We start from the raw sequence: 26652 nt of genomic DNA on the forward strand, positions 1-26652 counted from the left end.
CTTTCCGTGACCCTGACATCGCTGTCGGATTGGCGGGAAATTTTGCATCCAGGCAGCGGAAATGTCCAAAAATCAGCCGGCAAGAACTGATTTTCAGCAATCGCTGCAAATCTTTACCAGCCGAAAAATTTCTGGTGAATTTTTCCGTGAGCCATGCAAGGATGCGCGCAGCCAGGCCTCCGGGGGGAGGTCGGTGGTTCCGCAGACATGTCCGAAAAGGGCTTGCGGGAGGACCCCAAACAAATAGCAACAACAGGGCTGCACAATGAAAAAATCCCTTCTCACTCTCCTTGCCGTGGCTGCCATGTCGACGACGGCGTTGGCCGCCGATGTCAAGCCGGCGCTGGTTTACGGCACCGGCGGGAAGTTCGATAAGTCTTTCAACGAAGCGGCCTATAACGGCGCCGAGAAGTTCAAGGCCGAGACCGGCATCGCCTATCGCGACTTCGAGCCGACCGGCGACACCCAGGGTGAACAGGCCATCCGCAACTTCGCAAGCCGCGGTTTCAATCCGGTGGTCGCCGTTTCCTTCGCCTGGACTTCGGCAATCGAGAAGGTCGCAGCCGAATTCCCCGATACCAAATTCATCATCGTTGATTCCGTCGTCGACAAGCCGAACGTCCGCTCGGTCGTCTACAAGGAAGAAGAAGGCTCCTACCTTGTCGGCATTCTCGCCGGTATGGCATCCAAGACCGGCAAGGTCGGTTTCGTCGGCGGCATGGACATTCCGCTGATCCGCAAATTCGAATGCGGTTACGAGCAGGGTGCGCGCGCTGCCAAGGCCGATGTCGAGGTTTTCCAGAACATGACCGGCACGACGGGTGCAGCCTGGAATGACCCGGTTCGCGGCGGTGAGCTCACCAAGAACCAGATCGACCAAGGCGCCGACGTCATTTACGCGGCAGCCGGCGCCACCGGTCTCGGCGTTCTGCAGACCGCCGCCGACAACAAGAAGCTGTCGATCGGCGTCGATTCCAACCAGAACCATCTGCATCCGGGCTCGGTCCTGACCTCGATGGTCAAGCGCGTCGACCTCGCCGTCTATAACGCCTACACCGACACCAAGAACGACAAGTTCACCGCTGGCGTTCAGGCCCTCGGCGTCAAGGAAGATGGTGTTGGCGCTGCGATCGACGACAACAACAAGTCGCTGATCACGCCGGAAATGCAGGCTGCCGTCGACAAGGCCAAGGCCGATATCATCGCCGGAACCGTCAAGGTTCACGATTACACCTCGGACAACGCTTGCCCGAAGTGATCAGCGCCCTGATGTAATATCGAGATCGGGCGTATGGCGGAGGGGATTTTCGCCATACGCCCTTTTCTTATTTGGAGCCTGCAGTGACAGATAAGCCCGCTATCGAGCTTGTCGGCATCGATAAGAAATTCGGTGCCGTCCATGCCAACAAGGACATCAACCTCACCGTTGCCAAGGGGACGATCCACGGCATCATCGGTGAAAACGGCGCCGGGAAATCGACGCTGATGTCGATCATCTATGGTTTCTACCACGCCGACAGCGGCGAGATCCGCGTCAACGGCAATCCGGTCACCATCCGTGACAGCCAGGCGGCGATCGCCGCCGGCATCGGCATGGTGCACCAGCATTTCATGCTGGTCGACAATTTCACTGTGCTCGAGAACATCATGCTCGGCGCCGAAGGCGGCTCGCTGCTGGCCAGAGGCGTCGCATCGGCCCGCGCCGAGCTCAAGCGGCTGGAAACCGAATACGGTCTTGAAGTCGATCCCGACGCACTGATCGAAGAGCTGCCGGTCGGCTTGCAGCAGCGCGTCGAAATTCTGAAAGCCATGTATCGTGGCGCCGAGATCCTGATCCTCGACGAACCCACAGGCGTGCTGACGCCGGCTGAAGCCGATCACCTCTTCCGCATCCTCAAGGTGCTGCGCGACCAGGGCAAGACGATCATCCTCATCACCCATAAGCTGCGCGAGATCATGGCGATCACCGATACGGTCTCCGTCATGCGCCGCGGCGAGATGGTCGCCACCCGCAAGACGACGGAAACGACGGTGGAGGAGCTTGCCGAGCTGATGGTCGGTCGTCGCGTGCTGCTGCGCGTGCAGAAGGGCGAAGCCAATCCGGGCGCCGCCGTACTCTCCGTCCGCAACCTGACGGTCAAGGACAACCGCGGCGTCACCATGGTCGACAACGTCTCCTTCGAGGTGCGCGCCGGCGAGATCGTCGGCATTGCCGGTGTCGCCGGCAACGGCCAGTCCGAATTGCTGGAGGCGATTGCCGGTATCCGGAAGCCTGTCTCCGGCGAAATCCTTCTCGACGGCCAGACGATCGACAAGGCCGATCCCGCCCGCCTGCGCGACCTCGGGCTTGCCCATATTCCTGAGGACCGGCACCATATGGGGCTGGTGCTGAAATTCGAGGAATATGAAAACTCCGTCCTCGGCTATCACCGCCGTCCGGGCTACAGCAAAGGGCCGCTGCTCGATCTCGACGCGATCCGCCAGGATGCGATGGAGAAGATCGAAAAATATGACATCCGCCCGCCGAATCCGCGGCTGAAGACGGCCAATTTCTCCGGCGGCAACCAGCAGAAGATCGTCGTCGCGCGCGAAATCGAACGCGATCCGAAGATGCTGATCATTGGCCAGCCGACACGCGGCGTCGATATCGGCGCCATCGAATTCATTCACCGCCGGATCATCGAGATGCGCGACGCGGGCAAGGCGATCCTGCTCGTCTCCGTCGAGCTCGATGAGATCCGCGCCCTTTCCGACCGTATCCTTGTCATGTTCGCCGGCCATGTCGTCGGTGAGAAGACGCCCGATGCCGGTGAACAGACCCTCGGCCTGATGATGGCCGGCATTGCCGCGTGAGGCCTTTATGAGCACTGCTTCCGTTCCGCTACCCAATTGGATCAATTACGGTCTGATCCCGCTTTTAAACCTCGTCGTCGCCTTCCTGATCTCAGGCTTCGTCGTCTGGCTGATCGGCGAGAGCCCGCTCGGTGCGCTGTCGCTGCTGCTCGAGGGTTCGCTCGGCAATGGCGAATTCATCGGCTTCACGCTGTTCTACGCGACGAGCTTTATCTTCACCGGTCTTTCCGTTGCGGTGGCAATCCATGCCGGCCTCTTCAACATCGGCTCCGAAGGTCAGGCCTATGTTGGTGGCCTCGGCTGCGCTTTGGTGGCGCTTTCGCTCGACAATTACCTGCCATGGTATGTGACGATGCCGGTTGCGGTCGTCGGCGCTGCCCTCTTCGGTGCGATGGCCGCCTTCATTCCGGCATGGCTTCAGGCGAAACGCGGCAGCCATATCGTCATCACGACGATCATGTTCAACTACATCATCGCCTCGCTGATGAACTATCTGCTGGTGCACGTACTGATCGTGCCCGGCAAAATGGCGCCGGAAACACGCACATTCCTCGAGGGCGGGCAGTTGCCGAAGCTAACATGGCTGATGGAGATATTCGGGACAAAGCTCGGTGCTGCCCCGTTGAACGTTTCTTTCATCATTGCGCTGGTCATGTGTTATGCCGTTTGGCTTCTTATCTGGCGCACGAAGCTTGGTTTCGAGATGCGCACGCTGGGCGTTAGCCCGACGGCCGCTTCCTATGCCGGTATGCCCTATGTACGGATCGTGATGATCGCCATGATGCTTTCCGGCGCGCTCGCCGGCATGATGGCGCTCAATCCTGTCATGGGCGCCTCCGCCCGCCTGCAGGTGGGTTTCGTTAGCGGCGCTGGCTTCGTCGGTATCGCCGTATCGCTGATGGGCCGCAACCATCCGCTTGGCATCATTTTCGCAGCCATCTTGTTCGGTGTTCTCTACCAGGGTGGCGACTGGATCTCTTTCGAAATGCCGAACATCACCCGAGAAATGATCCTCGTCATCCAGGGTCTGGTCATCCTGTTCGCCGGCGCGTTGGAATATATGTTCCGGCCGGCGATTGTGCGCTTCTATCAACAGTTCAAGCGAGCCTGAGGAGCGGACGATGGATTATTATGAAATCTTCATCAGCATCTTGGCGTCCACTATCCGCCTGTCGATCCCGCTGATCTTCACCGCGCTCGCCGGTCTGTTTTCGGAGCGCGCCGGCATCTTCGATATTGGCCTTGAGGGGAAGATGCTGGGATCGGCCTTCGCCGCCGCCTGTATCGCCTATCTCACCGATTCCGCCTGGCTAGGGCTAGGCGCGGGCGTCGTCTGCTCGGTGGCGCTCAGCCTGGTGCACGGCTTTGCCTCGATCACCAATCGCGGCAACCAGATCGTCTCCGGAGTCGCGATCAACTTTTTCATTGCCGGCATCACCATTGTCCTCGGCCAAGCCTGGTTCGGTCAGGGCGGCCGCACGCCGCAGCTGGCGCCTGAGGCCCGCTTCGCGCCGATCATCCTGCCGGGCGCCGATGCCCTCCACGACATACCGATCGTCGGTCCTCTCTATGCAAGCGTCATATCGGGCAACAATATCCTCACCTATCTCGCCTTCCTCGCCGTGCCCTTCTCCTGGTGGGTGCTTTACCGCACGCGTTTCGGCCTCCGGCTGCGCGCTGTCGGCGAAAATCCGGGCGCAGTCGATACGGCAGGCATTTCGGTTGCCTGGCTGCGCTACCGCGCCGTCATGTGCGCCGGCATCCTCTGCGGCTTTTCCGGCACCTATCTGGCGATCGCCCAGTCCGCCGCCTTCATCAAGGACATGTCGGCCGGCAAGGGTTATATCGCGCTCGCTGCCCTGGTCTTCGCCAAGTGGAAGCCGGTACCGGTGATGTTTGCCTGTCTGCTGTTCGGCTTCCTCGATGCTTTGGCGAACTTCATGCAGGGCAAGCAGGTACCATTGGTCGGTGAAGTGCCGGTCCAGGTTTTCCAGGCGCTGCCCTATATCTTGACCTGTATCCTGCTTGCCGGCTTCATCGGCGTCGCAATCCCGCCGAAGGCCGGCGGCGTGCCCTATACGAAGGAGCGTTGATCATGTCCCACGACCTGTTCGAGGCCGCTCGCGGCGCCATGGCCTTTGCTCATGCGCCCTATTCGAAATTCCCGGTCGGTGCGGCGATCCGCGCCGAAGACGGCAAGGTCTATACCGGTGCCAACATCGAAAATCTCTCCTTCCCGCAAGGATGGTGCGCCGAGCCGACGGCGATCAGCGCCATGATCATGGGCGGCGCCAGGAAGATCGTCGAAATGGCCGTGATCGCCGAGAAGCTGCCGCTCTGCCCGCCCTGCGGCGGCTGCCGCCAGAAGATCTCCGAATTCGCCGCCAAGGACACGAAGATCTATCTCTGCGATGAGGCGGGCGTGAAGAAGACCATGACGATGGAAGAGCTTCTTCCCTTCAGCTTCGAGACGGAACTCGGATGAGGACGACGGTCGACCTGCTCGCCGCATTGCTCGGCGCGATCAAGCCGCGCCACGGCATCGTGCTCGGCTCCGGTCTCGGCTCGCTCGTTGGCCAGTTGGAAGGCGCTGTCCGTATTCCCTATCGCGATCTGCCGGGCTTTCCGGTCAGCGCAGTCTCCGGCCATGCCGGCGAAGTCGTTGCCGGCCGCCTCGGCGGCAAGCCGGTCATCATGCTTTCCGGCCGCGTGCATTATTATGAAAAGGGCGATGCCAACGCCATGCGCCTGCCGATCGAGGTGCTGAAGGCGCTCGGCGTCGAGGCGCTGATCCTGACCAATTCGGCCGGGTCGCTGCGTGACGACATGCCGCCCGGTTCGGTGATGCAGATTACCGATCACATCAACTATTCCGGCATGAACCCGCTGATCGGCGAGGAGAGCGACCATCGCTTCGTCGGCATGACCAATGCCTATGACGCCGGCCTCGCAGCGGCGATGCGGAAGGCAGCGGCAAAGCTCAAGATAGAGCTGGGACAGGGCGTCTATATCTGGTTTTCCGGTCCGAGCTTCGAAACGCCGGCCGAAATCCGCATGGCGCGCATCCTCGGCGCCGATGCCGTTGGCATGTCGACGGTGCCGGAGGTGATCATCGCAAGAATGCTGGGTCTGAGGGTTGCGGCCGCTTCCGTTATCACCAACTATGGAGCAGGCATGACCGGCAATGAGCTCAGCCATGAAGAAACCAAGGACATGGCGCCCGTCGGCGGCGCCCGTCTCGCCGCCATATTGAAAGAGATGATTGCGGGAGAAAGCGAAAATGACTAGCCATTCAATCCGGGAAACGGCGGCGGTCGCCCTTTCCCTTCTCGACCTCACTAATCTGAAGGACGATTGCACCGAGGCGCAGATCGATACGCTCTGCGCCCGCGCGCAGACGCCCTACGGCAACAGCGCCGCGATCTGCATATGGCCGCGTTTCGTCGCCCATGCCCGCAACATCCTCGGCGCCGGCCATCCCGTGCGGATCGCAACGGTCGTCAATTTCCCAGCAGGCGATATGGAAGTGGCCGATGTCGCCGCCGAAACCCGTGAGGCGATTGCCGATGGCGCCGATGAGATCGATTTGGTCATCCCCTACCGCAAGCTCATATCAGGCAATGAGAAGGCGGTGACTGACATGGTCAAGGCGGTGCGCGCCGAATGCGCCGGCCCCGTCCTGCTGAAGGTGATCATCGAGACCGGCGAGTTGAAGGATGCGGCCCTGATCCGCCGTGCCTCCGAACTTGCTATTGAAGCCGGCGCCGATTTCATCAAGACCTCGACCGGCAAGGTCGCCGTCAACGCGACGCTCGAAGCCGCCGACATCATGATCCGGGCCATTCGTGAAAGTGGGCGCAAGGTCGGCTTCAAGCCGGCTGGCGGCATCGGCTCGGTGGCGGATGCGGCGCTCTATCTCAGCCTTGCCGAAACCATCATGGCGCCGGACTGGGCCATGCCCTCGACCTTCCGTTTCGGCGCTTCCGGCCTGCTTGATGATATACTGGCGGTTCTGAGCGGAGCGCAGCCGGCGCCGGCTGCGGCGTCGAGCTATTGAGATGATTCCGCAGGAGATCATCCGGCGTAAACGCGATGGCGAGGAACTCGACGCCGCCGATATCAGCTCCTTCATCGCGGCACTCGCCGCCGGGCAGCTGTCTGAAGGCCAAGTCGGCGCCTTCGCTATGGCCGTCTGGTTCAAAGGCATGTCACGCGAGGAAATCGTTGCCCTGACGCTGGCGATGGCCAATTCCGGCGACAGGCTGCAATGGGGCGATATCGACCGTCCGATCGCCGACAAACATTCGACCGGCGGTGTCGGCGATAATGTCTCGCTGATGCTGGCGCCGATCGCCGCCGCCTGCGGCCTCGCCGTCCCGATGATCTCGGGGCGTGGCCTCGGCCACACCGGCGGCACGCTCGATAAGCTCGAATCCATTCCCGGCTATAGGATCACCCCTGATGCGGAACTCTTCGGCAAGGTGGTGAAGGAGGCGGGATGCGCCATCATCGGCCAGACCGGAACCTTGGCGCCCGCCGACGGCAGGCTTTATGCCGTGCGCGACGTCACCGCCACCGTCGATTCCATTCCGCTCATCACTGCCTCCATCCTGTCGAAGAAGCTCGCGGCCGGACTTGAGACGCTGGTGCTCGACGTCAAGCTCGGCGGCGGCGCCTTCATGGCTGACCGCCGTCAGGCGGAGATGCTGGCGCATTCCCTGGTCGAGGTGGCGAACGGCGCGGGCGTCAAAACCTCCGCCTTGATCACCGACATGAACGAGCCGCTCGCCGATTGCGCCGGTAATGCGGTCGAGATGCGCAACTGCTTGGAGTTCCTGGCGGGCAGGAAGAGCGGCACGCGGCTTGAGACCGCGGTTTTTGCCTTTGCCGCCGAGATGCTGGTGAAATCGGGCATTGCCGCCTCCTCTGATGAAGCCGATGCAATAGCGCGCCGAGCCCTGTCATCTGGACAGGCGGCCGAACGCTTCGGGCGCATGGTTTCCATGCTCGGCGGACCGGCCGATCTCGTCGAAAATCCCGAGAGATACCTCGCCAAGGCGCCGGTCGAAAAACAAGTCCCGGCTGCCCGATCTGGCTGGCTGGCCGCCTGCGACGCGCGCGGTATCGGCATCAGCGTCATCGATCTCGGCGGCGGCCGCCGTCATCCGGCAGACCGGATCGATCACCGCGTCGGTTTCTCCGGCCTCCTGCCGCTTGGCACCCGGATCAATGCGGGCGATCCGATCGCTGTCGTTCACGCGGCCGACGAAGCCGCAGCCGAAAAAGCAGCTGCGGCCGTTGCCAGGCATTATCGCATTGCTGACGACAGGCCGGAACTGGCCCCCGTCATTGCTGGCCGGGTCTGATGCGGTTTACTGTTTGAGGCTGAGGGAGCCGTCGGCGACGGAATAGGAGGCGAGTTTCTGCAGGAAGCTCATGCCGACCAGCGTGGTCGTCAAGGCATCGTCCCTGAGCACGAAGGCCTCGACATTGCGGACGCGGATACCGCCGATTTCGACGCGGTCGAGGGTCACATGCGCCGCCTTCGTCTGGCCGTTCGCCGTGTTCACACCATAGCGGAAGTCGAGCTGGTTTGCGGTGTAGCCGAGCCGGCGGGCGAGTGTCTCGTTGAGGGCGACATAGGTGGCGCCGGTATCGATCAGCCCTGGCACCGGCTTGCCGTTGATCTTGAAGCTGCCGGTATAGTGCCCCTGCGCATCTGCCTGCAGGCGGATTGTACTACTACCGGAAGCGGGCGCCGGTGCAGCCGCCTGGCGGGCGTCGGCCGATACGTAATTGGCGGAGAGACCGTCGGCAGGTTGCTGGCGGACACTTCCAACGAAGGAAGGTACCTGTGTGGCCAACACCGCGGCGATGCTGGCGAATACGACGGTACGCACGAGCATGAAACAGAAATCCTTCCTGTATAAACCCCGCTTCATGCGGGGCCGCATGCTTCCAGCTTGCTAAGCCTCAAATCCTGATAACTTGCTAATATCGATAACAAAAGGCCCGGAGCGAACCGCCCGGGCCATAAAGTCTTGCGATTTGGTAAAGGAAGGCTGAAATTATTTGGTTCCGTACATGCGGTCGCCGGCATCGCCGAGGCCCGGCATAATGTAGCCCTTCTCGTTGAGATGGCTGTCGATCGCCGCGGTGAAGACCGGAACATCCGGATGCGCCGCGCGGAAGTTGCGGATGCCTTCCGGAGCGGCGAGCAGGCAGAGGAAGCGGATATTGTGGGCGCCGCGTTCCTTGAGCTTGTCGATCGCTGCAATCGAGGAATTGCCGGTCGCCAGCATCGGGTCGACGACGATGATCAGGCGCTCGGCCACGTCTTCCGGCGCCTTGAAGTAATACTCGACCGGCTGCAGCGTCTCGTGATCGCGATAGACGCCGATATGCGAGACGCGGGCGGAAGGCACGAGATCGAGCATGCCTTCGAGCAGCCCGTTGCCGGCGCGCAGGATCGAGGCGAAGACCAGCTTCTTGCCTTCGAGGATCGGCGAGTCCATCGTCTGCAGCGGCGTCTCGATCGTCGCCATGGTCAATTCGAGATCGCGGGTCACCTCGTAACAGAGCAACGTGGAGATTTCGCGCAACAGGCGCCGGAAACTTCCCGTCGATGTCTCCTTGCGTCGCATGATGGTGAGCTTGTGCTGCACAAGCGGGTGATCGATGACCGTGACGCCGTCCATGGGGAAGCCTTTCATTCTTTCTAACGAATGTTTCTTTCACGGAAATCGGCCCGACCGCAAGAGTGGAGCCGAATTTGTACCGATCTTCCCCAGCCTCTCGCCCTAAAGGCGGGCGAGCAGCGCCTGCCGCGTCTCCTCGTCGACGAAGGCAGCCTCGATTGCGGTGCGCGTCATGGCGTTGATTTCCGCGTCGGTGAATCCGAAAACGTCGGCAGCAAGCTCGTATTCCCGGTTGAGGGATGTATGGAAGAAAGGCGGATCGTCCGAGCTGATCGTCACCCGCACGCCGGCTTCCTTCAGCCGGCGCAGCGGATGGGACGCGAAATCCGGAAAGACCCTGAGGGCGATATTGGAGCCCGGGCAGACTTCAAGCACGGTGCCGAGATCGGCAAGCCGCTTCACCAGATCGAGATCCTCTATGGCGCGCACGCCATGCCCGATGCGCGCCGGGCGCACGGCATCGAGCGCGTCGGCAACGCTGAAGGCGCCGCAGACCTCACCGGCATGGATCGTCAACCCCAGCCCGGCATCGCGGGCGATATCGAAGGCTCTGATATAATCGGCCACACGGCCCATGCGCTCCTCGCCGGCGAGGTTGAAGCCTGTTATCAGGTGGTTGCCGGCCTTTGCCGCGTATTCGGCCGCTCCGATCACACTCTCCGGACCGAAATGCCGTTCCCCGGTGACGATCAGCCGGGCCTCGATGCCGCTTTTGGCCTTGGCCCGCCGGATGCCTTCACAGACGCCCGATATATAGGCATCGGCGCCGAGCCCGATGCGCTTGCCGTGGTCGGGCGACACGATGAGTTCGCTGTAGATCGTATTGATGCCGGCAAGTTCGTCGAGATAGGTTTCGGTCAGAAGCGCATAATCTTCCTCCGTCCTGTAGACCTCGGAAACCTTGTCGTAACATTCCAGAAAACTTGCGAAATCGTGCCAGACATAGGCGCCGTCGCGAAGCTCGCCGCTGATGTCGACGCCGTATTTCCGCGCCTGAGCCTCGGTCAATACAGGCGGTGCCGCGCCCTCCAGATGGCAGTGCAGCTCGACCTTCTTCAAATGCGATGTCACAGAAAACTCCTTCCATGCGCTCCGCCCGGGATGCCGAGATGGCGCGCAATGCTTTCGCCGATATCGGCATAGGTGCGGCGAACGCCGATGGAACGCGACCGGATGCCGGGGCCGTAGGCAATGATCGGCACGCGCTCGCGCGTATGATCCGTGCCGCGCCAAGTGGGGTCGCAGCCATGGTCGGCGGTCAGCACGACGAGGTCGCCGGGTTTCAACTTCTTGTGGACCTCAGGCAGACGCGCATCGAAGGCTTCGAGCGCCGCCGCATAACCGGGCACGTCGCGGCGATGGCCGTAGATCATGTCGAAATCGACAAAATTGGTGAAGACGAGATCGCCGTCCTCGGCCGCGTCGATTGCCGAGAGCGACGCATCCATCAACGCCTCGTTGCCGCTGGCCTTGATGACCCTGGAAATGCCTTGATGGGCGAAGATGTCGCCGATTTTTCCCACGGCATGCACCTGCCGACGCTGCTCGACCAGCCGGTCGAGCAGCGTCGGCTCCGGCGGCAGAACGGAAAAATCGCGCCGGTTTCCGGTGCGCTGGAAGGTGGAGGACGACTGCCCGATGAAGGGCCGGGCGATAACGCGGCCGATATTGTAGGAATCGAGAAGGGCGCGAGCCATGCCGCAGAAGGCAAGCAGCCGGTCCAGGCCGAAATGCGCTTCGTGCGCCGCGACCTGGAAGACCGAATCCGAGGACGTGTAGCAGATCGGCTTGCCGGTGCGGATATGTTCTTCGCCGAGCCTGGCGATGATTTCGGTTCCCGAGGCGTGGCAATTGCCGAGAATGCCGGGAATGTCGCCCTCCCGGCATAGGGCCTCGATCAGCTCCGGGGGAAAGGCATCGCCTTCCGTCGGAAAATATCCCCAATCGAAACTGACGGGTGTCCCCGCGATCTCCCAATGGCCCGATGGCGTGTCCTTGCCGCGGGAGATTTCGCTGGCAGCGCCATAAATGCCGTAGACTTTTTCCGGCAGGGGCATGCCGGCCGGAAATTGGCCGGAGGCGGCCCGGGCGATGTGCAGAAGCCCGAGTTCCGACATGTTGGGCAGGGAAAGCGGCCCGCTGCGCAGCCCAGCGCGGTCTCCGGCACCGGCCGCACAGAATTCGGCGATATGGCCGAACGTGTCGGCGCCCTCGTCGCCATAGGCTGCCGCATCCGGCGCTCCACCGACGCCGAAGGAATCGAGAACGAAAAGAAACGCGCGCGCCATTTTACCCCCGAAAGGACCGATCGCCGGCCTCCGGACCGTCGGAGGCTGAAGCCCACGCATATAGTGCCGCAACTGGCTTGGCAAATTCGAGATGGGGAAGGGGTCAGCAGTCGCCGCAGGGGATCGAGTCGCCTTGCCGCTGGCGATAGAAGTAACTGCGGCTGATGGTAATCGTGCGCATCCCATCCGGCATGAAGTTCGGCGCGAACAGGAACATCGTATAGGGGATGCTGAGTTCGGTCCGAACGAGGAAGCTGTTTGCCGTCTTCATATCGGCCGGCACGTCGCTCACCGTCCCATTCTTGGCGTAAGGCGCCGTTCCGTCCTGCGCCCAGGACCAGAGCACTTTCGCATTGGCGCCGGCGTCGATTGAAATTCCGGTGATTTTCAGCGTCAGCGATGTTGAATTGTAGGGCACGAACATCGCCGTTGCGACCGACGGCATCTGCGCGAGCGCGCTCTTCGTGACGGATTGCTGCTGAGTGATGAGATCGGCGATCGAACCAGCGGCGCGTGTCGCCCGCTTGCTGACGCTGAGGCCGATGGTGATCTCGAAAGCGCCGATATAGAGCATGATGAGCACGGGAAAGAGAATCGCGAATTCGATCGCTCCGGCGCCCTTGCGTTCTCGCGCCAGCCGACGCGCCTGCTGTACCAGTCTGGTGAACGGGTTGCGCATCGCCATTATGGATACTGCTCGTTCTGGAAGGCGGAGGTTGCGATAATCAGATATTGCGTCGGCATCGAACCGTCGGACGGACGGATCGTCGTGATATAGGGCCGGACCAGATCCGTGATGATTTCCCATCGATAGTAGGCGCGCAGCATGTTGATCGTGCCGGCCCCGCCAGGCGTATATTTGAAGGCCGCGGTGTTGATGTCGGCGTATCGGTCACTGGAAACCTTGGGGATCGTCGTCGGAATGGCCGAGAAGGTGCCGAACGTCTGCACATCCACGTAAAGCTTGCTCGGCGTGGCAGCTTCGCTGGTCGAGCAGCTGATCAGGATCGAGATCTCGTTGCAGAACGCCTGGCGGAATTGCGTCCGGCTCATATCGGTCGTACGGCCGAGATTGTAAGTGATCTGCCCGGTCCGCATCCGGCGGCTCATCGTATCGACGGCGTTGGAGACGAGTTCTTCGGCGGCGAAGGCGATGAAGGTTTCGAGGATCGCGAAGATTACCAGGAAGTACGGGATGGCAAGCAAGGCAAATTCGATCGCCGCTGCGCCGTCGCGCGAGCGGGCGACAGCGCGAAACTGGGAGAAACGGTTCGGCGCGAAGGCGCGCTCCCTATCCGTCTTCTGATCAACTACCGTCATTGCCTGGACCCGAGCGACATCTCTGTCTGCCACACTAGGGTCCGTTCGTTGATTTTCCGTTTCAGGTCGATACGACGATTTTAACGAATGGCAGAAGATCCGAGCCGGGCCGATCAGGGTGACGTGGTGCCGGCGGCCGCTTGCTGCGCATGCTGCTCGCAATTGGGCGTGCAGGACAGCACGGAGCGCTCGGTCTGCCGGTAGACGCGCACCGTGTTGCCCTCGTCTATCGACACAAGGATGCGCTCGTCCAGGATCGCGTTGCCGTCGGCATCCAGAAGAACCAGATTGGTGGTGCCGAAGCTGCGTCCTGTCAGCACGATCGTCTTGGCATCGGCTACGGTCGCGTCGGCGACCTGGGCGTTGCCAACGATGACCTTGCTGACGGGGCGGTCGAGCTTCAAGACGCGCGCGTGATCCATATAGACGCGCAGCATGTCATCGTCTGCGGCCGAGGAAACTCCCGAAATACCGGAAACGGCGATCATGCCGGCAAAGAAAATGGTTTTGCCGCTCGATGACATTTGGTCCTCTTTCACGATCACAGCGCAATAGGCGCATAGAATGGAAAAAAATGGTGAATGAAGCCTTAAACACACCATGCTGTTTCGCGGTGAAGCAGGATGATCTGATTTGGCACTGGCTCGGGCCGGGGTGTGTCGCGGCTGGATGCGGTGCCTGTGCTATTTCCGGATGAATCCGGTCGTTAACCTCTGAATATCATTAAATATCGAGCGAAATGAATAAGGTAAAGCTTACCCTGCAGGAGCCTCTGGCGGCTTTCACATGCGGTTAACTCTTTTTCTTAAGCCGATGGAAACGCCCATTCATTAGATTGCGGTTCATCCGATCAACGGCAACAGTTGGCGGACGTGCTGAACATCAACTGGAGTTAGGAGTACCCATGACCAAGCTTTTTAGCCGTTTTCTGAAGGACGAATCCGGCGCGACCGCAATCGAATACGGCCTGATCGCAGCTCTCATTTCCGTAGCGCTCATCGCCGGCGCCACGACCCTCGGCGAGAAGATCGGCAACACGTTCGAAGGTCTGAGCACCAAGATGGACGACGCCACTGCGAAGGCGAACTAAGCGAAGTGCCGCGAGGCGGCACCTCCCTGATTCTGGTCGGATCTGATCTGGCTGGTCTATCGAGCGGGCTCACGCGCTGAACGGCCGTGAGCCTTTTCGCATCTTGCTATGATCGGGTATACGCATGATCGCAGCTGCAGCCTTTGTAATACTGCCACTCTGCCTCGCCATGGCGGCCTTCTCGGATCTGTTCACCATGACCATCCCGAACCGTGTTTCCCTGATCCTAGTTGTCTCTTTCCTCGCACTGGCGCCGTTTTTTGGTCTCGGCCTGCAGGCAATCGGCATGCATCTTGCCGCCGGCGCGATCGTCTTTACCGCATGCTTCGCTCTTTTTGCCTTTAATGTAATGGGCGGCGGAGACGCAAAACTGTTGACTGCCACCGCGCTCTGGTTCGGCCTGAACGAATCCCTGCTTTTCCTGATAACCGATGTTGCCATTATCGGCGGCCTCCTTACCCTGCTCATCCTGATGGTGAGGGGACAGTCGAATACCATCCTTGCGATCGGACTGCCGGTGCCGAACTCTTTGCTGCTCGCCAAGAAGATCCCTTACGGCATCGCCATCGCGATCGGCGGCTACATGGCCTTCCCGTCCTCGCCGCTCTTCATCGCTGCGCTGGAAAGCCTGAAATAACGCATTTTAAATGCCCGTTAACTTAAAATGTAAGCATTCCATTAACCATAATTACACCAATTGCTGAGCATTCTGCAGGGCGAATATATCGTGCCCTGAGGAATGATCGATGAAACCGGCCCGCCTTATAATTCTCGCTGTCGCCATGGCGGCAGCCGGCCTCGCCGGGCTCCTGGCAATGCGCATGGCCGGCAGCGGCGGCGTCGTCACGCGGGTGCAGTCGGTTATCGAGAAAGAACCCACCGTCAACATCCTCGTTTCGAGCGGCAATCTGCCGGTCGGGGCAAGGCTCGATGAGAAATCGGTGCACTGGATGCCCTGGCCGCAGGGCGGCGTGGTCCAGGGCTTCATCACCGAGGCTGACAAGCCGGATGCGATCAAGGACCTGCAAGGCGCCGTCGTGCGTCTGCCGATCTTCGAAGGCGAGCCGATCCGGCCCGAAAAGGTCGCCGATTCCAGCAGCCGCATTCTGTCCTCGCTGTTGCCGGCCGGCAAACGCGCCGTCGCGACCGAGATATCTGTGGCAACGGGCGCCGGCGGTTTCATCCTGCCGAATGATCGCGTCGATGTCATCATGGTCCGCAAGGGCACCGAGGCCAACAAGCTCATCACCGAAACCGTGCTGAGCAATGTGCGCGTTCTCGCCATCGACCAGCAGATCCAGGAAAAGGACGACGGCTCCAAAACCGTGGTCGGCACGACCGCAACGCTGGAACTGACCCCGGACCAGACGAAGGTTCTCGCTGTTGCCCAGCAGATGGCTGACCGGCTTTCGCTCGCTCTGCGCTCCGTCGCCGATGCGCAGGAGCAGGATACCAGTGCGGCGGACTATCTGCTGAGCGGCGACAACGGCAGCGCGATCATTCAGGTCATCAAGTCGGGCTCCATCGTGACGGATGCCGGCGCAGCGCCGAAGGCGGAGTAAAGGGACGTGCAAATGGGTAATTCAACGCGGCGCGCCAAGCTTCTCCTGACAGGCTGCCTTTCGCTGGCAGTCGGCGCGACCGGCATGGCACCGGCCTCCTTCGGACCGCTTCTCGCTGTCGGTGAGGCGCGTGCCGCGGAAAGCCTTGTCCGCATCTCGCAGACCGGCCCCGACGCCCATCGCCGGCTGAAGCTCGGGCTCAACAAGGCCGTCGTCGTCGATCTGCCGGAGGATGCCCATGATATCCTCGTCTCCGACCCGACAATGGCTGATGCCGTGACCCGCACTTCCCGGCGCATCTACCTGTTCGGCAAGAAGGTCGGCCAGACGAATATCTTTGTCTTCGGCGCCGGCGGGCAGGAGGTCGTCAATCTCGACATCGAGATCGAGCGCGATGTCTCCGGCCTTGAAACCAATCTCCGCCGTTTCATTCCCGACTCCAACATCAAAGTCGAAATCGTCTCCGACAACATCGTGCTGACCGGCACCGTGCGCACCCCGCAGGATGCCACCCAGGCGGCCGATCTGGCGCAGGTCTTCCTGAAGGGCGGCGAAGCGACGACGAGAACCGAGACGGCATCCGGCACCGGTGGCGACAGCTCGGTGGCGCTCTTTGCCGAAGGCCGCCAGACGTCGCAGGTCGTCAACCTCCTGCAAATCCAGGGCGAGGACCAGGTCACCCTCAAGGTGACGATCGCCGAGGTTCGCCGCGAGGTGCTGAAGCAACTCGGCTTCGACAATCTCGTCTCCAATTCCTCCGGCATGACGGTTGCTCAGCTTGGCGCTCCGAGCGCCGACAGCGCCACAGCCACCGTCGGCGGTGGCCTGGCGGCGCTCTTCAAGAGCTCGATCGGCAAATACGACATTTCGACTTATCTCAACGCGCTGGAGCAGGCCAAGGTCGTCAGGACCCTGGCCGAGCCGACGTTGACGGCGATATCCGGCCAGGCGGCGACCTTCAATTCCGGCGGCCAGCAGCTGTATTCGACGACCGACAATGACGGCAACGTCACCGTCGTTCCCTTCAATTACGGTATCAACCTTGCCTTCAAACCGGTGGTGCTGTCGTCTGGACGCATCAGCCTGGAGATCAAGACCAACGTCTCCGAGCCGGTGGCCGGCAGCGGCAACGCCACCTATCAGCGCCGTTCAGCGGAGACCTCGGTGGAACTGCCCTCAGGCGGCTCGATCGCGCTGGCCGGTCTGATCCGCGACAATGTTTCCCAGACGATGGGCGGCACGCCCGGCGTCTCGAAGATCCCGCTTCTCGGCACGCTGTTCCGCCAGAAGGGCTTCGAGCGTCAGGAAACCGAACTCGTCATCATCGCGACCCCTTATCTGGTGCGTCCGGTGGCGCGCAATCAGCTCAACCGGCCGGATGACAATTTCAGCCCTGAGAATGACGGCGCAACCTTCTTCCTCAACCGTGTGAACAAGGTCTACGGCCGCCGCGAGGCGCCCGTCGCCGACGCGCAGTTCCACGGCTCGATCGGGTTCATCTACAAATGAGCGGGGCACGATCGGCAGCAATGGCACAGAACAGAGATCAGGCGATGGCCCATATCAATGCGACGACACACCGCCTCGGTTACTCCCGGGCGCTTTTCACCACGGCGGTCATGTCGGTGGCGATCCTTTCCGGATGCGCCGGTCCGCATGACCAGCTGACGACAGGTGGGATTCCTGACGACTACCGCGCCCGCCATCCGATTATCGTCACCGAGGCCGAGCAGACGGTGGATATACCCGTCGCCTCGACCGACCGCCGCCTGACCATCGCCCAGCGCGACCTCATCCGCGGCTTTGCTGCAAACTACATTTCACGCGCCTCGGGCCCGGTTTATGTCCTGTCGCCGGAAGGTTCGCCCAATTCCGCGGCTGCCTATCAGTTGCGCAACCAGGTGCGTGCCGAGCTGACGACAAGAGGGATCGCAAGCTCGAAGATCATCAATACCTCCTATGCGGCTGCCGGCGCCGGCGATGCCGCGCCGATCCGGCTGAGCTTTACCGGCACGACCGCGATCACCACGCAGTGCGGCCAGTGGCCGAAGGATATCTCGAACGACCTCGCCAACCAGAATTATTATAATTTCGGCTGCGCCTCGCAAAACAACCTCGCCGCCCAGATCGCCAATCCTGAGGACCTGGTGGCGCCTCGCGGCATGACCCCGATCGATGCACAGCGGCGCAACAACGCAATCCAGGAATACCGGACGACGACAACGACGATCGAGGATGTTGCCGGCAGCGACAGCAGCTTCTGAGGCGGAACGGGACTATGAGCGCGATCGAATACGAAATCAGGAACCCCAGCGAACTTCGCCACGCCGAAGAGGCGGTGCGGATGGCGGATCTGGAAACTATGCGGCCGTTGCCGCGCATCTCCGTTCACGCCTTTTGCGAAAGCGAGCCCCTGCAGCATGTCATGGAACGCTGCGCCAATGATCGGCGCATGGCGAAGGTAAGCATGCGCATCACCAGCGGCGGCATAGCCGCTGCCGCCAATATGTTCGCCGCCGCGCCGACGCCGAACCTGATCATCCTCGAGACCAAAGCCAATTCGGGAAGTCTGCTCGGCGAACTTGCGCCGCTCGCCGCCGTCTGCGACCCGACCACCAAGGTCGTGATCGTCGGCTACTACAATGATATCGGGCTCTATCGCGAACTCATCCGTAACGGCATTTCCGAATATATGGTTCAGCCGGTCGCCATGCCCGACATTCTGACGGCGATGGCCTCGATCTTCGTTGATCCGGAAGCCGAGCCGCTCGGCCGCAGCATCGCCTTCATCGGTTCGAAAGGTGGTACCGGCGCCTCGACCATCGCGCATAATTGCGCTTTCGGCATTTCCAATCTTTTCTCCACCGAGACGATACTCGCCGATCTCGACCTGCCCTATGGCACGGCGAATATCGATTTCGATCAGGATCCGGCGCAAGGCATCGCCGAAGCGGTCTTTGCGCCTGATCGGCTCGACGAGGTCTTTCTCGACCGCCTGCTGACGAAATGCTCCGAGCACCTTTCCCTGCTTGCCGCACCCTCGCTGCTCGACCGCGCCTATGATTTCGATGGCCAGGCTTTCCAGCCGGTGCTCGATGTCCTGCAGCGCAGCGCGCCCATCACCGTGCTCGACGTTCCGCACGCGTGGTCGGAATGGACGCGCTCGGTGCTGGCGAGCGTCGACGAGGTGGTCATCACGGCGGTTCCCGACCTTGCCAACCTGCGCAACACCAAAAACATGCTGGACGCGCTGCGCAAGATGCGGCCGAATGACAAGCCGCCGCATCTGATCCTCAATCAGGTCGGCATGCCGAAACGTCCGGAGATATCGCCGTCGGATTTCTGTGAGCCGCTGGAGGCCGATCCGATCGCGATCATTCCCTTTGACATTAACCTCTTCGGCAACGCCGCGAACAGCGGCCGGATGATCTCGGAAGTCGATCCGAAGTCGCCGACGGCCGAGACCTTTTCGCAGATATCGCACATCGTCACCGGCCGGGTCGCCATGAAGAAGGTGAAGAAGGGCGGCCTGCTCGGCCTCCTGAAGCGGAAGTAGATGATGAGCAATTCCAGCAAAAGTGTGCAGCGGTTTTGCGTCCGGAATTGCGTGAAAACAAAAAGATAGAGTAGATCGGATTAAGCGGCATGTTTGGAAAACGCGGAAACGAAGGTTTCGGAAAGGCCGGAGGCGCAATAGCTCCGCCGCCGCCGACCCCGGCCGCTGCCGCCGTGGCCTCTTCTCCTGCCGTCCTCGTCGAACCCCAGCGCGAACCCTCGCGCCAGCAGGTGATGCCGCCGCCGATGCAGGCGCCGCAGCGCAAGCGACCGGTTCGCACCGACGAATATTACGATACCAAACAGCAGGTATTTTCCGCGCTGATCGACACGATCGATCTCTCGCAGCTTTCCAAGCTCGATGGCGAAAGCGCGCGCGAGGAAATCCGCGACATCGTCAACGACATCATCACCATCAAGAACTTCGCGATGTCGATCTCCGAGCAGGAAGAACTGCTCGAGGATATCTGCAATGACGTTCTGGGCTACGGTCCGCTGGAGCCCTTGCTGGCGCGCGACGACATCGCCGACATCATGGTCAACGGCGCCGGCCAGACCTTCATCGAAGTCGGCGGCAAGACGATCGAATCAGAAATCCGGTTTCGCGACAATGCGCAGCTTCTCTCGATCTGCCAGCGCATTGTCAGCCAGGTCGGCCGCCGCGTCGATGAATCGAGCCCGATCTGCGACGCGCGCCTGCCCGATGGCTCGCGCGTCAACGTCATCGCGCCGCCGCTGTCGATCGACGGACCGGCGCTTACCATCCGCAAGTTCAAGAAGGACAAGCTGACGCTCGATCAGCTCGTCCGTTTCGGCGCGATCACGCCGGAAGGCGCGACCGTGCTGCAGATCATCGGGCGCGTGCGCTGCAACGTCATCATCTCGGGCGGCACGGGCTCGGGTAAAACGACGCTTCTGAACTGCCTCACCAATTATATCGATCGGGATGAGCGTGTTATCACCTGCGAGGACACGGCCGAACTGCAGCTGCAGCAGCCGCATGTCGTGCGTCTCGAAACGCGCCCGCCGAACATCGAAGGCGAGGGCGAGATCACCATGCGCGATCTCGTCAAGAACTGCCTGCGCATGCGTCCCGAACGCATCATCGTCGGCGAAGTGCGCGGACCTGAAGTCTTCGACCTCTTGCAGGCGATGAACACCGGTCACGACGGCTCGATGGGCACGATCCACGCCAACACGCCGCGCGAATGCCTGAGCCGTATCGAATCGATGATCGCCATGGGCGGTTTCTCGCTGCCGGCAAAGACGGTCCGCGAGATTATCTCCACCTCCGTCGACGTCATCATCCAGGCGGCACGCCTGCGCGACGGTTCGCGCCGCATTACCCAGATTACCGAGGTGATCGGCATGGAAGGCGACGTCATCATCACCCAGGATCTGATGCGCTACGAGATCGATGGCGAAGATGCGGGCGGTCGACTGATCGGCCGGCACATGTCGACCGGCGTCGGCAAACCGCATTTCTGGGATCGGGCTCGTTACTTCAACGAGGAAAAGCGGCTGGCCGCCGCCCTCGACGCGATGGAAGCGAAATCGAAGGAATAGGGTGATGTTCGGATTCGATCCGGTAGTCCTGGCAATCGTCGTCCTCGCCGCTGTCTCCGCCGCGGCGGTCGCCTATGCCCTGTTGTTTTCCCGGATCGAGGCCGACAAGAAATCGGCAAGCCGCATCAATCGTGTCAAATCGGCCGAGGTCGACCGCGCCAAGGTCAAGGCGGCCCGCGACCGGGTGCAGGAGATGTCGAAGCGGCGCAAATCGGTGCAGGACAACCTGAAGGATCTAGAAAAGCGCCAGAACGAAAAGACCAAGAAGGCCCTGTCGATGAAATCGCGGCTGGTGCAGGCCGGCCTGACGGTCACGCTGACGCAGTTCTATCTCTTCAGCGCCATTTTCGCTTCGGTGCTGCTGTTCATGGCTTTCATCATCGGCACGTCTTGGATGATCATGATCGGCATCGCTTTCGTGGCCGGACTCGGTCTGCCGCGTTGGGTCATTGGTTTCCTGATCAAGCGCCGCCAGAACAAGTTCCTCAACGAGTTCCCCAATGCGCTCGATGTCATCACCCGTTCGATCAAATCGGGATTGCCGCTCAACGATGCGATCCGCCTTATCGCCACCGAAGGTACCGAACCGGTGAAGAGCGAGTTCCGCCGGGTGATCGAGGCCCAGCAGGTTGGCCTCAGCATTCCCGACGCCTGCGCTCGCATGACGCTTCAGATGCCGCTCCAGGAAGTCAACTTCTTTGCGATTGTCATCGCCATCCAGTCGCAGGCCGGCGGCAATCTCTCCGAAGCGATCGGCAACCTGTCAAAGGTGCTGCGCGAGCGCAGGAAGATGAAGGCCAAGGTCTCGGCGCTGTCGATGGAAGCCAAGGCGTCCGCCGTCATCATCGGTGCTCTGCCCTTTATCGTCGCGACCCTCGTTTACCTCACGTCGCCGAACTACATGATCGTCCTTTTCACCGATCCGCGCGGCCATTTCATCATGGGCGCCTCGGCGGTCTGGATGTCGATCGGCATCCTCGTCATGCGCAACATGGTCAATTTCGACATCTAGCGGGAGAGAAGCACCATGTCGCAGGATCTTGCCGCAACGCTGACCAATCCGAGCATGCTGATCGCTGTTTTCGTCGCGATCGCCGTCTTCGCGACGTTTTACACGATCGCCATCCCCTTCTTCGAGCGCGGCGATCTCAACAAGCGCATGAAAGCGGTCTCGACCGAGCGCGAGCAGATCCGCGCCCGCGAACGCGCCCGCATAAACACCGAGCCAGGCGCCGGCAAGGCTTCGCTCAGGAACCAGAACAACCGCTCGGTCCGCCAGATCGTCGAACGCTTCAACCTGCGTAAGGCGCTTGTCGACGAAAACACCGTCAACAAGCTGCGCGCCGCCGGTTTTCGCTCGGAAAACGCGCTGAATACCTTTCTCGTCGCACGCTTCCTGCTGCCATTTCTCTTCCTCGCGCTTGCCGCCTTCTGGGTCTTCGGTCTCGGCGGCCTTGCTGATCGCGGCATGCCCATGCGTATGCTCGCCGTCATCGGCATCGCCTATCTCGGCTTTTATGCGCCGAATATCTATATCTCCAACCGCATGAGCAAGCGTCAGCACTCGATCAAGCGCGCCTGGCCGGATGCGCTGGACCTGATGCTGATCTGCGTCGAATCCGGCGTCTCGATGGAGGCGGCGATGCGTCGCGTGTCGGAGGAACTCGGCGAGCAGTCGCCGCCGCTTGCCGAGGAGATGGTGTTGACCACCGCCGAACTCTCCTTCCTGCCGGATCGCCGCGTGGCGCTCGATAATCTCGCCGCACGCACGCAGCTTGAGCTAGTGCGTTCGGTGACCCAGGCGCTGATCCAGGCGGACCGCTACGGCACGCCGGTTGCGCAGGCCCTGCGCGTTCTGGCCCAGGAAGGACGCGACGAGCGGATGAACGAAGCGGAAAAGAAGGCGGCCGCCTTGCCGCCGAAACTGACGGTGCCGATGATCCTGTTCTTCCTGCCGGTGCTGATCGCCGTCATCCTCGGCCCGGCCGGCATCCAGGTGGCCGACAGGTTCTGACCGCAGGAGGCCACTTCGACCCGCGTGACCGGCGCTCGCATAGCTGGTAAACGGGATTGGGCGGTCGGGGAGCGCGGAAGTGACCGCCGCTTTTTCCAGCGCAATCCGATCACGAAAGAGAGGTTCCGATGTCTTCCGCAGGCATTTTCATCAGCATCATGGCAGCCTTGGTCATCGGCGCGATGAGCCCCGGCCCGAGCTTCGTCGTCGTCTCCAGAATCGCCATCTCGCGTTCGCGGCTGGATGGACTTGCCGCCGCATTCGGCATGGGCGCCGGCGGCGTCGTTTTCGCCGGCCTGGCGCTCGCCGGTCTGACGGCGTTGCTGTCGCAATTCGAATGGCTCTATGTGCTGCTCAAGGTGGCGGGCGGGGCTTATCTCCTCTACATCGCCGTCAATATCTGGCGAGGCGCCGCAAAGCCGATCGAGCTTTCCGATGCCGTCAATGGCCATCGCGCGCCCATGCGCAGCTTCATCACCGCACTGCTGACTCAGCTCAGCAACCCGAAGACCATCATCGTCTACGCCAGCCTCTTTGCGGCGCTTCTGCCGCGGACGGTGCCGCTCGATCTCCTTGTCGCGCTGCCGGTCGGCGTTTTCGCGGTGGAGGCGGGGTGGTATTCGATCGTGGCGCTCGCCTTTTCGGCCCGCCACCCGCGGCGGCTCTATCTCCGTGCCAAGGTCTGGATCGACCGGGCCGCCAGTGCGGTGATGGGCGGCCTTGGTCTGCGGCTCATCCTTTCGGGCCTCAGCGTCAGGTAGATCAGCCGGAGAAGGCCTGATCATCCGGCAATCACGAGGTCAGTTGGTGTTGCTGCCATCGGCTGCGCTCGGCGTCTTGTCCTTGGCGGCGAGCTTCTGCCAGGAATTCTGCTGCGAGAGCATGCCCCGGAGATAGGCGACGTTGGCATCGGCCTGCTGCGGCGAAAGTTCCCGCCGCGCGATCTGTTCCGCTTCCGCAAAACGCCCTTGCAGGCCGACGACGAGGGCAAGATTCTGCCGGACGCGGCTGTCGGCGGTCGGCTGGCCTGCGGCGGAGCGCAGATAGGTTTCGGCCGTGCGCAGATCGCCGGTCAGCACATAGGACATGCCGAGGTTGGAAAGGATCGAAGGTTCGTTCGGCTGAATGTCGAGCGCGTCGCGGTAGCGCTGCCGTGCCTCGCTCGCCCTGCCCATCTGATCGAGGATTGCGCCTTCGGCCGAGATCAGCCTCCAGTCGGGACGATCGGGTGTCTGGGCGCGGCCGATCGTGTCGAGCGCCTGCTGGAACTGCCCGGCCGCCGCCTGCGCCTTGCCGTAGGCGGCCAGCACATTGCGGTCGCCCGGATTGGCGATCGCCACCTGCTGCATGACGGCGAGCGCCTGCGCGTCGCGGCCGCTCATGCGCAGCAGGTTGGCGTAGTTGACGCCGTTGACGGGATCGCGCGGGTTCTTTTCATAGGCCTGGCCGATCCGATCCGTCGCCGAGCGCAGCTCGGTCGCATCCATCTCTTCGACCGGCTTGGTCAGCTTCGGCACCGAGCCTGTCGTCATCCGGTCCTTGGCCGTCGTCGAGCAGCCGGCAAGCGCAAGGATGATCAGCGACGCTGCAGCACCCTGCAGGATACGGTTGGCAGATATGGTGATGCGCGAGGCAGGCATGTTGCGTTCCTGATTCCGAAATCGGCGCCTGACCTCGAAGCGGAACAGGGAAAGGTTTGACGCAATCTTCGCTCCAGCAATAGTCTGTTAACCCTAACAGACCGTTAAGGAACGATTCCTGACGACCGCCGAAGGACAATCATGGCCCCCTATCAGTTCATCGAAAGACCGACTCCTTTCAACACGAAGGGTGGCTCGACGCTGCCGATCTTTGCCGTCACGCCTGCCCATATCGAGACCGCCACGATCGATCCGATTGCGCTCGATTGGGCGCGCAAGGCGGGCTACAAGGCCGAAAGCGGTTCGCTTTTGCTGATCCCGACTGCCGACGGCCAGCTCGGCGGTGCGCTTTTCGGCCTCGGCACCAACCCGTCCGAACAGCCTTACATCACAGGCAGGCTGGCCCGTGCGCTGCCTGCCGGCGACTGGCACATCGAGACCGCGCCGCTGACGGCAAATCGCCTCGCCCTCGGCTTCGGGCTCGGCAGCTACCGTTTCGATCGCTACAAATCGGAAAAGTCGTCGGCAGCGACCTTGATGATCCCCCGCGATGCTGACGGCGCCGATATCAAGCGCCAACTCGCCGGCGTCTTTCTTGCTCGCGACCTCATCAATACGCCGACGAACGATATGGGGCCGGACCAGCTCGAGGCCGCCTTCCGCGCCCTGGCCGCACATTACAAGGCGGAAATATCAGTTGTGAAGGGCGACGAGTTGCTCGAGCAGAATTTCCCGCTCGTCCATACCGTCGGCCGCGCCAGCGCTGACGCGCCGCGTCTTCTTGAGCTGCGCTGGGGCAAGAAGGGCCATCGCAAGGTGACGCTCGTCGGCAAGGGCGTCTGCTTCGATACCGGTGGTCTGGATATCAAGCCTGCCGCCTCGATGCTGCTGATGAAGAAGGATATGGGCGGCGCGGCGAATGTCATGGGACTCGCCCTGATGATCATGGACGCCAAGCTGAAGGTCGATCTGCGCGTCATCGTCCCGGTCGTCGAGAACGCGATCTCCTCGAATGCCTTCCGCCCCGGCGACATCTATCGCAGCCGCAAGGGCCTGACCGTCCAGATCGACAATACCGACGCCGAAGGCCGGTTGATCCTGGCCGATGCGCTTGCCTATGCCGACGAGGAAGAGCCCGAACTTTTGATCGACATGGCGACGCTGACAGGGGCTGCCCGCGTTGCCCTCGGTCCGGACCTGCCGCCCTTCTTCACCGATGATGCCAATCTGGCCCATGACCTGACCGAAGCAAGCCTGGAGACAGACGATCCGATCTGGCGCCTGCCGCTCTATGCCGGCTATGAAAGGGATGTCCGCGCCAAATTCGCCGACCTGACCAATGCCCCGGCCGGCGGCATGGCTGGGTCGATCACCGCCGCGCTTTTCCTCAAACGCTTCGTCAGCAAAACCAAGAGCTGGGCGCATTTCGACATTTATGGCTGGGCACCGTCCGAACGGCCACATTCGCCGGGCGGCGGCGAAGCACAGGCGATCCGCGCGCTCTTTCATCATATCCGCACCAGCCAGCGCTGACGCCGCCTGGCTAGTGCTCAGGCGCATCGCATGACCGCTGTCTCGCGCTGCGCCTCGCGGCCGATCGTTAAAATTTTATTCACCCTGCGGGGCGGCAGTTCTCGCCACCCTCTTGCATGTCCATTGCAACTGCCGGAAAATGAAACGCTAGCGTAACGATTTTCCGGAGGGGCCGTGCCGATCGAACTGACCGCCTCGCAGGCGCTGGGGCTCTGGCATGGCGTGGCGCTCGATCAGGTTCGCCATGACGACCGCGATTTGACATTGCGCCAGATGGCGATCCTGCTGCATATTTATCTCGTGCCGCCGCCCCACACGGTGCGCGGGCTTGCCGCCACGCTCAACGTCACCAAGCCGGTCATTACCCGCGCCTTGGATACGATGGGTGAGATGGGCCTAGTTGATCGCGTGCGCGACGATGCCGACCGCCGCAATGTGATCATCAAACGTACCATCGGCGGTGCGCTTTACCTGGAAAAGCTCGGCGATCTGGTGCGGGATCAGGGCCGTCGGCTGCCGATCTGAAAGGAACA

The 26652-nt window shown here is 61.6% G+C and carries 28 protein-coding genes; 20 read left to right on the forward strand and 8 right to left on the reverse strand.

What is annotated here, in order from left to right; translation table 11 throughout:
- Positions 1–265 precede the first annotated feature (265 nt).
- The 8 genes from QWJ46_RS25200 (at position 266) to deoA (ending at position 8219) form a co-directional block, all read left to right on the forward strand.
- Positions 266–1258: a BMP family protein gene (locus QWJ46_RS25200; protein ID WP_302754493.1), complete on the forward strand. Its 993-nt coding sequence runs from the start codon at positions 266–268 to the stop codon at positions 1256–1258.
- Positions 1259–1341: 83 nt separating this feature from the next.
- Positions 1342–2853, forward strand: coding sequence for an ABC transporter ATP-binding protein (locus tag QWJ46_RS25205; RefSeq protein WP_302754494.1), 1512 nt, complete (start codon positions 1342–1344; stop codon positions 2851–2853).
- A gap of 7 nt (positions 2854–2860) precedes the next feature.
- A complete protein-coding gene (locus QWJ46_RS25210; protein WP_302754495.1) occupies positions 2861–3964 on the forward strand; it encodes an ABC transporter permease in 1104 nt (367 codons plus the stop codon).
- Between the two features lie 10 nt (positions 3965–3974).
- Positions 3975–4946, forward strand: coding sequence for an ABC transporter permease (locus tag QWJ46_RS25215; protein WP_184458690.1), 972 nt, complete (start codon positions 3975–3977; stop codon positions 4944–4946).
- Positions 4947–4948: 2 nt separating this feature from the next.
- Entirely contained in the window at positions 4949–5338 is a 390-nt protein-coding gene (locus QWJ46_RS25220) for a cytidine deaminase (RefSeq protein WP_064800281.1), read from the forward strand.
- The gene (locus QWJ46_RS25225) at positions 5335–6141 is read left to right on the forward strand and encodes a purine-nucleoside phosphorylase (RefSeq protein WP_302754497.1); all 807 of its coding nucleotides are present in this window, start codon (positions 5335–5337) and stop codon (positions 6139–6141) included. Before QWJ46_RS25220 ends, QWJ46_RS25225 begins: the two co-directional genes overlap by 4 nt.
- Positions 6134–6910, forward strand: a complete 777-nt coding sequence (gene deoC, locus QWJ46_RS25230) for a deoxyribose-phosphate aldolase (protein WP_302754499.1) — start codon at positions 6134–6136, stop codon at positions 6908–6910. The genes QWJ46_RS25225 and deoC overlap by 8 nt, the downstream gene beginning before the upstream one ends.
- 1 nt (position 6911) lies before the next feature.
- Complete coding sequence (gene deoA, locus QWJ46_RS25235; RefSeq protein WP_302754501.1) at positions 6912–8219, forward strand: thymidine phosphorylase; 1308 nt, start codon at positions 6912–6914, stop codon at positions 8217–8219.
- 6 nt (positions 8220–8225) lie between these two features.
- Here deoA and QWJ46_RS25240 read toward each other — a convergent pair whose 3' ends face one another.
- The 7 genes from QWJ46_RS25240 to QWJ46_RS25270 all read right to left on the reverse strand — a co-directional run bounded on the left by QWJ46_RS25240 (position 8226) and on the right by QWJ46_RS25270 (position 13683).
- Positions 8226–8795, reverse strand: a complete 570-nt coding sequence (locus QWJ46_RS25240; RefSeq protein ID WP_302754503.1) for a TIGR02281 family clan AA aspartic protease — start codon at positions 8793–8795, stop codon at positions 8226–8228.
- Between the two features lie 126 nt (positions 8796–8921).
- Entirely contained in the window at positions 8922–9551 is a 630-nt protein-coding gene (upp, locus tag QWJ46_RS25245) for a uracil phosphoribosyltransferase (protein WP_020920114.1), read from the reverse strand.
- A 102-nt stretch (positions 9552–9653) separates the two neighbouring features.
- Positions 9654–10622, reverse strand: a complete 969-nt coding sequence (locus QWJ46_RS25250; protein ID WP_302754506.1) for an adenosine deaminase — start codon at positions 10620–10622, stop codon at positions 9654–9656.
- A complete protein-coding gene (locus QWJ46_RS25255; protein WP_302754508.1) occupies positions 10619–11839 on the reverse strand; it encodes a phosphopentomutase in 1221 nt (406 codons plus the stop codon). The genes QWJ46_RS25250 and QWJ46_RS25255 overlap by 4 nt, the downstream gene beginning before the upstream one ends.
- 103 nt (positions 11840–11942) lie before the next feature.
- Positions 11943–12524 carry a TadE/TadG family type IV pilus assembly protein gene (locus tag QWJ46_RS25260; protein WP_302754510.1) on the reverse strand — a complete coding sequence of 194 codons (582 nt, stop codon included), beginning with the start codon at positions 12522–12524 and terminating at the stop codon, positions 11943–11945.
- The gene (locus QWJ46_RS25265; RefSeq protein ID WP_302754512.1) at positions 12524–13159 is read right to left on the reverse strand and encodes a TadE/TadG family type IV pilus assembly protein; all 636 of its coding nucleotides are present in this window, start codon (positions 13157–13159) and stop codon (positions 12524–12526) included. Before QWJ46_RS25265 ends, QWJ46_RS25260 begins: the two co-directional genes overlap by 1 nt.
- A gap of 113 nt (positions 13160–13272) precedes the next feature.
- A complete protein-coding gene (locus QWJ46_RS25270; protein WP_064809269.1) occupies positions 13273–13683 on the reverse strand; it encodes a pilus assembly protein N-terminal domain-containing protein in 411 nt (136 codons plus the stop codon).
- A 380-nt stretch (positions 13684–14063) separates the two neighbouring features.
- Between QWJ46_RS25270 and QWJ46_RS25275 the strand changes: the two genes are divergently transcribed.
- From QWJ46_RS25275 to QWJ46_RS25320, 10 genes are all read left to right on the forward strand, one after another.
- Complete coding sequence (locus QWJ46_RS25275) at positions 14064–14249, forward strand: Flp family type IVb pilin (protein WP_302754514.1); 186 nt, start codon at positions 14064–14066, stop codon at positions 14247–14249.
- 124 nt (positions 14250–14373) lie between these two features.
- Positions 14374–14886, forward strand: a complete 513-nt coding sequence (locus QWJ46_RS25280) for a prepilin peptidase (protein ID WP_302754516.1) — start codon at positions 14374–14376, stop codon at positions 14884–14886.
- Positions 14887–14995: 109 nt separating this feature from the next.
- Positions 14996–15811, forward strand: coding sequence for a Flp pilus assembly protein CpaB (gene cpaB, locus QWJ46_RS25285; protein WP_302754517.1), 816 nt, complete (start codon positions 14996–14998; stop codon positions 15809–15811).
- A 12-nt stretch (positions 15812–15823) separates the two neighbouring features.
- On the forward strand, positions 15824–17320 hold the full coding sequence (locus QWJ46_RS25290) for a type II and III secretion system protein family protein (RefSeq protein WP_302754518.1): 1497 nt from the start codon (positions 15824–15826) through the stop codon (positions 17318–17320).
- A complete protein-coding gene (locus QWJ46_RS25295; RefSeq protein ID WP_302754519.1) occupies positions 17317–18075 on the forward strand; it encodes a CpaD family pilus assembly lipoprotein in 759 nt (252 codons plus the stop codon). The genes QWJ46_RS25290 and QWJ46_RS25295 overlap by 4 nt, the downstream gene beginning before the upstream one ends.
- Positions 18076–18089: 14 nt before the next feature.
- Positions 18090–19367: a CpaE family protein gene (locus QWJ46_RS25300; protein ID WP_302754520.1), complete on the forward strand. Its 1278-nt coding sequence runs from the start codon at positions 18090–18092 to the stop codon at positions 19365–19367.
- Positions 19368–19456: 89 nt separating this feature from the next.
- Entirely contained in the window at positions 19457–20932 is a 1476-nt protein-coding gene (locus QWJ46_RS25305; RefSeq protein ID WP_302754522.1) for a CpaF family protein, read from the forward strand.
- Positions 20933–20936: 4 nt separating this feature from the next.
- Entirely contained in the window at positions 20937–21944 is a 1008-nt protein-coding gene (locus QWJ46_RS25310) for a type II secretion system F family protein (protein ID WP_302754524.1), read from the forward strand.
- A 15-nt stretch (positions 21945–21959) separates the two neighbouring features.
- On the forward strand, positions 21960–22946 hold the full coding sequence (locus QWJ46_RS25315) for a type II secretion system F family protein (protein ID WP_302754526.1): 987 nt from the start codon (positions 21960–21962) through the stop codon (positions 22944–22946).
- Between the two features lie 128 nt (positions 22947–23074).
- Entirely contained in the window at positions 23075–23707 is a 633-nt protein-coding gene (locus QWJ46_RS25320; RefSeq protein WP_302754527.1) for a LysE family translocator, read from the forward strand.
- 39 nt (positions 23708–23746) lie between these two features.
- Here QWJ46_RS25320 and QWJ46_RS25325 read toward each other — a convergent pair whose 3' ends face one another.
- On the reverse strand, positions 23747–24586 hold the full coding sequence (locus tag QWJ46_RS25325) for a tetratricopeptide repeat protein (protein WP_302754528.1): 840 nt from the start codon (positions 24584–24586) through the stop codon (positions 23747–23749).
- A gap of 141 nt (positions 24587–24727) precedes the next feature.
- Between QWJ46_RS25325 and QWJ46_RS25330 the strand changes: the two genes are divergently transcribed.
- Complete coding sequence (locus tag QWJ46_RS25330; protein WP_302754530.1) at positions 24728–26119, forward strand: M17 family metallopeptidase; 1392 nt, start codon at positions 24728–24730, stop codon at positions 26117–26119.
- Positions 26120–26293: 174 nt separating this feature from the next.
- Positions 26294–26644: a MarR family transcriptional regulator gene (locus QWJ46_RS25335; protein WP_302754532.1), complete on the forward strand. Its 351-nt coding sequence runs from the start codon at positions 26294–26296 to the stop codon at positions 26642–26644.
- Positions 26645–26652: the final 8 nt, after the last annotated feature.

The organism is Rhizobium sp. CBN3, from assembly GCF_030518245.1.
Taxonomy (GTDB): Bacteria; Pseudomonadota; Alphaproteobacteria; order Rhizobiales; family Rhizobiaceae; genus Rhizobium; species Rhizobium aethiopicum_A.